Genomic DNA, 11,797 nt, shown 5'->3' with positions numbered 1-11,797 from the left:
GCTAATAAACAGCCTTTTCGATGAAAACATTTTAAGCATTTCAGCTATTTGGTCATCTATTCACAAATTGTAGATATAAATGGCCTTTACAGGCCATTTTGGAGCAAAATTATTCACATTATTTTTTCTGGTCAGTCCAGAGAAGGCTACCAATAGCGGGTAATAACAACACTGCACCTAACATATTTACTAAAAACATGAAGGTTAACAGTATACCCATATCAACTTGGAATTTAAGATCTGAGAATATCCACGTACTCACACCAATCGCAAGTGTAATACCGGTAAATAGAACCGCACTTCCACGTTCAACAAGCGCATTTCGATAAGCAACACTTAATGGTACATTTTGCTTAAGCTGCCCCATCATCGACGACAGTATATAAATACCGTAATCGACCCCAATACCTACTCCTAGAGCAATAACTGGCAAAGTAGAAACGGTTAAGCCTATTTCTAATTGCACCATAAGTGCTTGTGCAAGTGTTGATACGATATAAAGCGGCAATACCACAGCAATCGTTGCTTTTACGCTTCTAAAGCTCATTAAACATAAAATAATAACGGCACCATAAACGTAAAGCATCATTGGTATTTGTGCTTCTGATACAGACTCATTAGTCGCGGCCATTACGCCCACAGGTCCTGACGCTAATTTAAATGCTAATTTATCAGTGCCCTCTTCTTGTGCAAATTGCTTAACACTCTTAATTACGGTATCGATAGTTTGTGCTTTATGATCATCTAAGAATATAATCACTGGCATAACAGAACAATCACCGTTAAGTAAACCTGTACTAGTTTCAACTCGAGACGTTGACTGTACTAAGCTTGCTGAATTTCTTGGCAAACTCTGCCATTTTAAATTGCCTTCGTTGTAGCCCGCGTTAACCGATTGAGCTACAGAGCTCAAACTTACAGCAGACTGCACACCGGCCACATTCTCAACTTTGTATTGAAAACGGCTTATACGCTCCATCACATCATGCTCAGTACATGCTGCAGGATACGCCTCTACAATTACTTTTAAAATATCAGATGAGATAGTGTACTTATCTGATATTAAAAACGTGTCTTGGTTGTAACGGGCATCTTGATGCAGAGATGGTGCGCCTGCGTGTAAGTCACCTATACGCATTTTATCTGCTTGCCAGTAGCCTAGAGCAAATAAAACAAGAGTAAAACCGATAATCATTTTAGCGATTTTAGGATCGGTTGCTTTTACTAAAATGTCTCTGATCTTATCAAGTATATTAGGCTTCTCAGCATCACCAGATTGAATATGTACACTGTTTTCAAAGTTCATGTACGACGCCCAAACTGGCAGCAAAATTAAATTTGTAAATATAATTACTGCCACACCTAAACTCGCTGTAATAGCAAGTTCGCGGATAATACCAATATCAATAGTAAGTAATGTTAAAAAGCCTACGGTATCTGAAAGCAGTGCAATACCACCAGGTATTAATAAAGCCCTGAAACTTGACTGACAACAAATTCGCGTACTTTTTCCTTCACCTACTTTTTTGCCAATCGCATTGATCATCTGCACACCATGGCTTACACCAATAGCAAATACTAAAAACGGTACCAAAATAGACATAGGATCAAGGCCAAAACCTAAACTTGAAAGCAGGCCTAATTGCCAAATAACAGCAATAATGGAACATGCGATAGGCAAAATAGTCAGCTTTAAACTGCCACAAAATAGCCAGACCATAATAAAGGTAAAAGCGATAGCAATGACAAAAAATACAACCACCCCTTTTGCCCCTTCAGCTATATCACCAGCCATTTTTGCAAAGCCAATAATATGAATACTTACTTTGTCCGTACTTAAAGGCTCTCTTAAATCACTTTCTAGCTTTTGTGCAAAAGCTAATGTGTCTAATTTTTGTTGTGTTTGAGGATCAGTTTCTAAAAGTTGAGCAGTTACCATTGCACACGAATAATCGCTGGCAATCATACGTCCTACAACTTTTGCTTTTTCAATGTTTTCCTTTACTACACCTAAACCACGCTTATCTGCTTTAAAGTTAGCAGGAATAATTGGGCCACCGGCAAAGCCATCCTCCACTACTTCAACAAAACGAGCACTGGGTGAAAATATTGAGTTAACTAATGGACGATTTACGCCAGGAATGAAATAAAGCTGATCGTGAACCGCTTTTAATTGAGTAAAGAACTCTGGATTAAATATATCACCACTGTCATCACACACTGAAATCAAAATACTGTTTGCACCACCAAACTGCTTTTCATGCTTGGTATACACTTTCATATAATCGTGGTTTAACGGGATATTTTTATTAAACGATGCATCTAATTGAATTTGAGTCGCTTTGAATACAAGTAAACAGGTTATAAGTGCAAAACTTATAAGCATAATTAAGCGATGTCTAAAAATCGCCTTTTCAATAAAATCGAGTAGTTTATGCATTAAGGGGTTAACTCCTTCACTTTAATGCCATCTTCTGTAGCCATGATTAGTTTGTTATCTAAAATTACACCATCAAGAATCGCTTTACCGTCAGCAAGCTGCTCATGGGTGAGTAACCCATCTTGAAGATGAAAAATAACGCCACTGTTGGCAAGCATAAGCCATTGTTTGTTATTATAATTAATGATGTTGTTGATCGTCGCTGTTTTAACATTTTCGAAATGCTGCCACTGCTGTTCACCATTTTGCTTTGCAAAAACATTACCTCGAAGCCCTGCCACAATTTCTTGTGTGCTATCTGATGCAACCGCAAAGAATGAGCCAGGATAAATTTCTTCTATCCTTTGCCAAGTTTGACCATCATCAATGCTTCTGGCCATCAAGCCCATCTCACCAACCAGCATTAAACCATTATCTGTTTTTTCGATTCGATTAAAGTGCGGTAAAATTGAAGCAGTTTCGGCTTCGTATCCTTCGGGGTCATTTTCTTTTAAATCGTTCAAGTAATCACGATCATCACTAAATAATAGCGAATCTAAAAAGCGTTTTTGCCAATGTTTACCACCATCGGTGGTTTGATAAAACATGCCATATGCGCCCACTGCAAAACCTTTTAAATCATCTTCAAATAGAATATCTAAACATGGTTTGTCTAATTTTGGTTGTGCTTGTTGTAGTTGCCAATTAACACCACCGTCAGTAGTATTTATTATTGTTGCATCGTGGCCACACGCCCATCCATTATTTTCATTACTAAAATCAACGGCAGTTAATAGCACTTGAGTTGGGACTAGCTCAGCTTGTTGCCATTTATCACCCGAGATACTTTTAATAACAGTACCGTGTTTACCTACTGCAATTAGACCATTGCCTGTGTTGGTTATGTCGGTGAGTAAGGTTTTAGCTGCATTTGTTGCACTGATTGCATTGTTAGGGGCTTCTTGTGCAACACTCGCACCGCTTATTATCAGGCTGGCATATACCAAATACTTCATAAATTTTAATCGCCTTGTACGAGAGAGTTGTTTGTCTTTTTACTGGGGAAAGCGTTGCGCGCTGTAAGACAAACGCGATGAGAAAGGAAAAGGCACTTAACAAATTGTTAAGTGCCTAGTTTAATACTATCTACCTGCGCGACGTAAAGCACTTGAAGTAAATTCGTTATCGTTAAATGACTGTGAAAAATCGTACATTTTTTCTTGGTTATCTAAACCAATTGCTAAATAACGACGAGAATTCAAATCATGATAAACCTCAAGCGTACTCCACTGTGTAGGTACTTCGTAGTAGTTAAGGCCATAAGCCATTGCTACACGATAAAGTTGGTCGCGGTTATCATAAATATCAGTAACCTGTACTTGCCAGCTATCTTCATCGATGTAAAACACACGTTTTTTATAGATATGACGTGTATCATCTTTTAAGTTAGCTTCAACAACCCAAACACGGTGTTTTTCGTAACGTGTATGTTCTGGGTTAATATGGCCTGGCATTAAAATATCATCGTACTCTAGCTTATCGCTATGAAGTTTATAGCTGTTGTAAGGTATGTATAACTCTTGCTTACCTTTTAGCGTCCAGTTGTAACGATTTGGTGAGCCATTAAACATATCAAAATCATCGGTAGTGCGCAGGCTATCTGCAGCTGTGCCTGGTGCATCATATGCAACATTAGGTGCACGACGAACGCGACGTTGTCCCGAGTTGTAGGTCCATGCTTGGCGCGGCGTTAGTATTTGATCCATTGTTTCATGAACTAATAATGCAGTACCCGCTAAACGAGCCGGCTCTGTAACGCTTTGTTTAAACTTAAACAAAATATTTGAGTCTTGCAGCTCTGCGGGTGTTGCACTAGGGTCTGAGTATTTAACTAACAACTGCTCATCAAAGCCAACATAGTTATAAGAACCAGATGCAGTCGGTGCAGCTTGACCACCAAAACGCTCAATAGACTGGCCACGGTAACGTAATAAGTGATTCCAAATTGCCTCTAAACCCGTTTTAGGTATAGGGAAAGGAATACCAATCGCTGTATTTTTAATACCGTTACCGCCTTCTATTAATTCAGCAGTCGGTGCAAACTTTTTAGTCGCATCATACACGAACTGAGGGTAAGAAGCAGAACGACGTGTTTCATACACTGGCATTTTAAATGTGTCTGGGTATGCTTCAAATAAAGCAATTTGACCCGGACTTAAATTGGCTTTGTACTTTTCAATATTACTTTTGTCAATAGTGAAAAGCACTTTATCAGCTGTAAATGGGTCAAGGTGATGCATACCAGCTTCATAACCTGCAGGGGCTGTTGTAATTCCGTTATTCCATGCTGGAATAGAACCATCAGCATTAGCTGCTTTTTCTGCGCCCATTGGCGTTAAGTTTTGACCTAATTGAGCAACTTCATCAGCGTTTAATTTAGCTAAAGCTGTGCTGCTTGCAAACAAGCTACAAAAAGCTGTAGCGATGAGGGTAGGTTTTTTAATCATAATAATGTTACCCCTAAATAGAATATTTTAAGTTAAAAGAAACGTAATCGCGATCCGAGAAAGTATTAATATCGCCGCCGCCCCAAAACGAGTTATAGCTCACATCAAGTGACCACGCATTTTGGTAGTTAAAGTTCATGGTTGCACCCAAAGATTTACGGTCTTCAATAAATAAGAACATAGGGTCTGGTGTATTACCATTTACGTCATGAGAAAATACAAAACGTGGAGAGAAGTTAATACCTTTGTAAAGGTTAAAATAGTCACCTTTAGCAATTAAGCGGTAACCCCAAGAAGACGCAGTAGCAAATGATTTTTCTTCAGCGCCATTTGATAAACCAAGTTGCAACGTTGAGTAATCAGTAGTACCTGGGCCTGTAATTGTGCCACTACGGCCAGTACCGGATACATTTAAACGCATTTCGTCATATTCTGGCATGTTATGAATTTTTACAGCACCCACTTCACCAACAACAGCCCAACTATCAGCACCTAATGAAGGTCCAAATAAGTGAGTAGCCGTGAATTGAATTTGTGATGTATCACGTTCAATATAGCCTTGAGCAACTTCACCCGCACCAACAGAGCTAATATCATCGCCAAAACTCATTTGCGAAATACCTGCAAAATCAGGACGAAGACCTGCAAGCGCTAACTGCTCCGGCATAGCTGTGTAAAGTAACTCTACGTCATCAATTTGCAGTGGTTCATCTTGACGAAACGCAAACTCACCCGCAAAGGCTGTTTCACCAATAGTTGTGTTAAAACTTAAACCATATAGTTTAATATCTTCTGGGTAGTCGTTTTCAGCTTTTGAGAAGGCCGTTAAATCAGCAACATTATCTGACGTAATTTCTGTTGTCATGATCATCGCTAAATCTTGAGCAATTGCTGCCTGTGAAAAGTTTGATACACGACCAGATATAAGTGGACGACGACTATGGTAGTTCACGTGGTATAACGCAATTTCAGTATCATTAAATTCAGGTAAAAATATACCTAAACGTAAACCGTACTGTCCGCCATCTTCAGGTTCATTTTTACCATTATCTCCTTTACCTTTTAACGCAACCTTAGTCGGGTAAGCAAGATACATTTGGGCTAATAAAGCGCTTCCTTCAGCACTTGAAGGATCAATACCTTGAGCAGATGCTGCTAATGCAAAATCAGATGTTAGGTTATTTAAACTATCCGTTAAAAAAGCAACATCAATATCAGGATTAGACGTAAAGCCTAATTGAACATTCTGCTGATAACCATTTTCTGCTGCAAAGTCATTAGTAGAAAAGTATGTACCTGCTGCTGGTAAACGTGTTTCTTGCCATTGATATTGGTAGAAACCTTCAAGCGTAATGTTCTCAGTAATACCGAGCGATGCCCAAAGCATACCGATTGGTATAAATGCTTCTTTTAGCTCAGCGCCAGGTGCTTTTAATCGATCTATATCAACTGGGTTTACGTTAATACCATGAGATATAAGCGTACTTTCACCCCAGTTAACTACTTGCTGGCCTAAACGGACAGATAAAGGGTTATTACCATCATTTAAATCAAAATCGGCCCATACAAACGCGTCTAATAAACGTATGTCGGCACAACTTTGTGCTTTGGTGTCTTTATCGTCACATGGATCGACACCCTGCCCTGATGTAGGATTTGAATAAGCGTGATAACCATCCATTAAAGCAAAGTCATAAAAATACATGAAGCGAGTGAACAAACCGTAGTTATCTTTATTTATTGAAAGGTCGTGTGTGCCCTTCAATAGTTTTGAGAATGAGTCACCACTATCAAAATTTAAATTACCCGCGTCACCGTTATTTGAATAAGACCCAGGTTGAGCCCATACATCTTGAGATGAGTAAATAGTGTTGTTTAGCGCTGGGTTGTATCCTGTCCAATCAAAGGCTGGATTATTACTTTTGCCAATTAGGTTAAAGTCTCTATCTTCTACGCGAACACTTTGCCCATATGAAAAGGTTGAATCGAAGGTAATATCAAAACCTCCAGCTTCAAATGTTACAGCTTGAGTACTTGCTGCAGATAAACCTAAGCTAGCGGCTGCTAAACCTATAGCGATTCTATTTTTAACAAAAAGCGATCTTCTTATCATTTTGGTTCCCCCCTGTCGCGGGTCATTTTGTGTGATCAAGTTATTGTTTTTAGTGTAATCATAACGATAGAAGCGAATCAGTGAAATTACAAATACTCGCTCTAATCTGTCATATACTTTTTATTCTGGTTAACGCTTACGTATTGGTAAGACGTCGTACCAGATAATTTATACACGTAATTTAACAATAGGACAAATTGAAATTAACAAAAATACAATATTTTTATGTATATATAACATAAAAACCGAGTGTCAGGCCACTCGCTCTAGGCGGATGAACTTGTTTTCGGGGGTTAATAAGAGTCTAAAACGGCCACGTACACCCAAGCTCGAAATGAAGGGCCTCAAATGCGTAGCAGCAAAACGAATTGTTTTACCGCCATCTTCTATAACTTGTAAAGAGCTAAAACGGCCATGGTAGTAATCCATGCACTCGTTATAGCTCAATCTTAAGGTAAAATAATACTCAATCATTTATGCGAGCGCTTTTTCAACCTTTTCATACAAGTCAGCACTTAGGCCATCTAAATTGGCTAAGCGTTGTAATTGCAGTTTCATTGCTTGTGAACGTACATCATCGTAACGCTTCCACGACATAAACGGTGTTAGCATACGAGATGCATTTTGTGGATTAATTGCATTAAGTTTTATTAATAAATCACCTAATAACGCATAGCCTTGAGCGTCTGCTCGATGAAATTGCGCTGTATTAAAGTGGCTAAAACTTCCTACAAGTGCACGTACACGGTTAGGATTTGAAAAATCAAAACACGGGTGTTCGTAAAGTGCCTTAATATCATCTATAGCATTACTGCCTGATTGCATAGCTTGCAGTGCAAACCACTTATCCATGACTAAAACATCATGACGCCACTGACTATCAAAATGACTCAAAAGCTCGTCTCTAAAAGGGTGTGAAGCTTTTACCACAGCGCTTAGGGCACCAAGTACATCAGTCATATTAGTCGAGCTTGCAGCTTCCTTAATAAAGGTTACAGCCTCAGGTTTTTGTGTTTTAGCAAGGTAGTGCAGACATATTTGCTTTAAGGCACGATTCGCAACGGAGCTTGCACTTATACTGCCATCATCTTCAAGAGATTTGTAACAACTAAGTAATTCATCAGCAAGTTCATCAGCAATTTGTTGCTCAAATTTTTCTGTTATTTCAATAATCTCATCTACAGGTATTACATCAAATTCAGCAGCTAACGTGTCAAAACTTGGCAATTTAAACAGCTCTGCAATTAAAGCTAAATCGCCCTCTTTAGTGTTTATAAGTACACGTAGAGCATTTATAATTTCGCTGCTTAATACGCTATTCGTTGCATCGGTGATTTGAGATTTAATCGCCTTAACGAATAGCTGCTGTTGTGCATCCCAACGTGAAAAATCACTGCGCGCAAAACGCATAATATGCAATAGTTCTGGCTCTGTTGTTTGCTGATTTAAAATACAAGGAGCAGAAAAGTCTTCGAGTAAAACCGCAACAGGCTTTTCTAAAATATTGTCAAAGCTAAATGTTTGAGTCGTATTTGTTACATCAAGTACATGATCTAGCTTTTTACCTTTATATTGCAGAGCAATACTTTGCCCATTGGCATCAAGTAGTTCAATAGCAAAAGGTATATGAAGCGGTTTATTCTCTGGCTGATTAGCCGGCGCTGCTTGCTCGATTGTCAAAGTATATGTATTTGAGCTGCTATCAAATTCTTGAATTGCATTTAAACGCGGTGTACCTGATTGGCTGTACCATTGTTTAAATTGCTCTAAATTAACACCTGATGCATCGCTCATTGCACTTACAAAGTCATCACATGTAACTGCTTGCCCATCGTGGCGCTCAAAGTAAAGCGTCATCCCTTTTTGAAAGTTAGTTTCACCCAGTAATGTGTGCATCATACGGATAACTTCAGCACCTTTATCGTATACAGTTACTGTATAAAAGTTATTCATTTCAATAACTTTCTCAGGGCGAATTGGGTGAGCCATAGGGCCTGCATCTTCGCTAAACTGATGCGTACGCATAACTTTGACCGCATCAATTCGGTTAAGTGCACGAGAGCCTAAATCACTACTGAACTCTTGGTCTCTAAATACAGTTAACCCTTCTTTTAGCGATAACTGAAACCAATCTCTACAAGTAACTCGGTTACCTGTCCAGTTATGAAAGTACTCATGCCCTACAATGGATTCAATCGTATGGTAGTCTTTATCTGTCGCTGTTTCTTGATTGGCTAATACGCATTTACTATTAAAAACGTTTAGCCCTTTATTTTCCATCGCGCCCATGTTGAAAAAATCGACCGCTACAATCATATAAATATCAAGGTCATACTCTAAATTAAAGCGTTCTTCATCCCACTGCATTGCCTTTTTGAGTGAGGCAATAGCATGGGGTGTTTTAGATAAATTACCTTTATCAACAAACAATGCTAATTCTACATCTCTGCCGCTTTTAGTCGTGTACGTATCTTTTAAAACATCAAAATCGCCCGCTACAAGTGCAAATAAATAGCTCGGCTTTTTAAATGGGTCTTGCCATTTCACAAAATGACGACCATCTTGTGTTTCACCACTGTCTACTTGATTACCATTAGAAAGAAGTTGTAGATACTTTTTATCGGCAATAATAGTTACATCAAACGTGGCAAGTACATCAGGGCGATCCATGTAATAGGTGATCTTTCTAAAACCCTGCGCTTCACACTGTGTACAATACGCACCGCCAGATAAATACAAACCCTCTAGAGAAGTATTCGTCTCAGGCGATATCTCGGTCACAATACTTAATTGGCAACTATCCGGTAGGTTATTAATTATTAGCTGCTCGCCAATAATTTCATAATCAGTTATATCAACCGTATCAATAGATAAAGACAGTAAGCGTAAATCAATACCATCAAGCACTAAAGGTGCTTTTTTATCACCAACACGCGTAAGCGTTAGCAAAGAGCTTACTTTGGTTGATAATGGCTGTAAGTCAAAGGTTAGCTCTGTGTGGTCAATTAAAAAATCAGGAGCTTTATAGTCTTTAAGATATTGTGCTTGAGGTTTACTTGATTCAGTCATAGATACTCCAAAACAGCTCCTTTTAAGTTAAAAGGAGCTGTTTAAAATTAGGCGGATTGTTTTGGCTTAATACGTAAAATTTTAATACCCAAGTAGGCATAAACCACCGCTAAAACAGGGTTAATTAAATTAAAGAAAGCGTAGAGTGCATAATCAAAAGGATTTATTAGTAAAACGCTTTGCATATATGCGCCACAAGTGTTCCATGGAATTAGTGGGCTGGTAATTGTACCGCCATCTTCCAATGTACGAGATAAGTTAACAGGCTTCAAACCACGTTTTTCATATTCATCTTTAAACATACGACCAGGTACAACAATTGCAATATATTGATCGGCCGCTATCACGTTAGTACCAATACACGTTGCTATTGTTGCCGCAATTAACGATCCCGTACTTTTAGCTATTTTAAGTATGCTTTTAACAAAAATATCCAAAAGGCCTGTTTTTTCCATAATGGCACCAAACATCAGTGCAGTCATAATAAGCCATGTGGTTGTAAGCATTCCGGACATACCGCCACCGCTGAGTAGGGAGTCCATTTTGTCATCGCCTGTACTTATGCTAAAACCATCAAAAAACGTCGTCCAAACAAGCTTAAAATAGCCAACTAGCTGTCCTTGAGAAACATCAATTTGGCTAGCAATTAAATCAGATTGAAACAACATGGCCCAAACAGCGCCTACAACAGCACCGATAGAGATAGCAGGAAAGGCCGGCATTTTTTTAATCGCTAAAACTAAAAGTACAATTAGCGGGATTAGCATTTCAAAACCAATATTAAAGTTTTGCTGTAAAATAGCCGTTATTTCATCAATACGCCCCGCTTCGCTTGAAGCAGTTGCGTTAAAGCCCATGAATATAAATATAATCAGTGCAATTACAAAACTAGGGACTGTCGTCCACAGCATATGTTGAATATGCTCAAATAAATCAGCACCTACAACTGCTGGCGCTAAGTTGGTAGTTTCTGACAGCGGGCTTAGCTTATCGCCAAAGTACGCGCCAGATATAACCGCGCCTGCTGTAACTGTTTGCTCAAGCCCAAGACCCGTTGCAACGCCTAATAAAGCAACACCTATCGTAGCGGCAGTAGTCCAAGAACTACCAATACTCATAGCTACAATGCCACAAATTAAACAACTCGCTGCATAAAACCAACTTGGATTTATAACTTGCAAGCCATAATAAATTAAAGTTGGTACAGTTCCAGAAAGTAGCCAAGTGCCAATTAACGCACCTACCATAAGTAAAATTAGGATAGCGCCAAGCGAAAGCGTTATACCTTCAATCATGGCTTGTTCTAACTTTTTCCATGTATAACCGTTTTTAAGCCCAATTAAAGCCGCTGCAAAAGTAGCAAATAAAAGTGCAATTTGGTTAGGGCCTGATGAAGAGTTATCACCAAATAAGTAAACTGCAGCACCAAGTAAACAAATTAATACAGAGATAGGAATTAATGCATCAAAAAACGAGGCGGGCTTGATTGGTTTGTCATCCAATAGCTTCAAAGTAGAGACTCCTACACACACTTACTGTGTGTTTAATTATTATTTTTAGCACGTAAAGCGCATTAATTGAGCGTCATTAATCTAGCTCAACTTTATGTAATCAAGGATTATAACAATTTAGTAAATTTTAGGTAGTAAAAAAGGCGCTAAAGCGCCTTTTTTATAGAGGTAAAACCAG

7 protein-coding genes are annotated in these 11,797 nt (G+C 38.7%); all 7 read right to left on the bottom strand.

The genetic code is table 11. The features are described 5' to 3' along the window. Positions 1-118: 118 nt before the first annotated feature. Complete coding sequence (locus L659_RS0100250; protein ID WP_024589188.1) at positions 119-2,440, bottom strand: efflux RND transporter permease subunit; 2,322 nt, start codon at positions 2,438-2,440, stop codon at positions 119-121. Further along, positions 2,440-3,435, bottom strand: coding sequence for a WD40/YVTN/BNR-like repeat-containing protein (locus L659_RS0100245; protein WP_024589187.1), 996 nt, complete (start codon positions 3,433-3,435; stop codon positions 2,440-2,442). Before L659_RS0100245 ends, L659_RS0100250 begins: the two co-directional genes overlap by 1 nt. 126 nt (positions 3,436-3,561) lie before the next feature. After that, positions 3,562-4,926, bottom strand: a complete 1,365-nt coding sequence (locus L659_RS0100240; protein WP_024589186.1) for a DUF1329 domain-containing protein — start codon at positions 4,924-4,926, stop codon at positions 3,562-3,564. A gap of 13 nt (positions 4,927-4,939) precedes the next feature. Further along, complete coding sequence (locus L659_RS0100235; protein ID WP_024589185.1) at positions 4,940-7,039, bottom strand: DUF1302 domain-containing protein; 2,100 nt, start codon at positions 7,037-7,039, stop codon at positions 4,940-4,942. 252 nt (positions 7,040-7,291) lie between these two features. Then, positions 7,292-7,513, bottom strand: a complete 222-nt coding sequence (locus tag L659_RS0100230) for a DUF2835 family protein (RefSeq protein ID WP_024589184.1) — start codon at positions 7,511-7,513, stop codon at positions 7,292-7,294. Beyond that, on the bottom strand, positions 7,514-10,108 hold the full coding sequence (pepN, locus tag L659_RS0100225; RefSeq protein WP_024589183.1) for an aminopeptidase N: 2,595 nt from the start codon (positions 10,106-10,108) through the stop codon (positions 7,514-7,516). A 47-nt stretch (positions 10,109-10,155) separates the two neighbouring features. Continuing rightward, positions 10,156-11,619 (bottom strand): Na+/H+ antiporter NhaC, encoded by a 1,464-nt coding sequence (nhaC, locus tag L659_RS0100220; RefSeq protein WP_007586912.1) that lies wholly within the window; start codon positions 11,617-11,619, stop codon positions 10,156-10,158. Positions 11,620-11,797: the final 178 nt, after the last annotated feature.

Source organism: Pseudoalteromonas sp. S8-8 (assembly GCF_000497875.1).
In the GTDB taxonomy this organism is placed as follows: Bacteria; Pseudomonadota; Gammaproteobacteria; order Enterobacterales; family Alteromonadaceae; genus Pseudoalteromonas; species Pseudoalteromonas arctica.
Note: the sequence above shows the minus strand (reverse complement) of the source record. Positions and strands in the feature narration are given on the sequence as shown.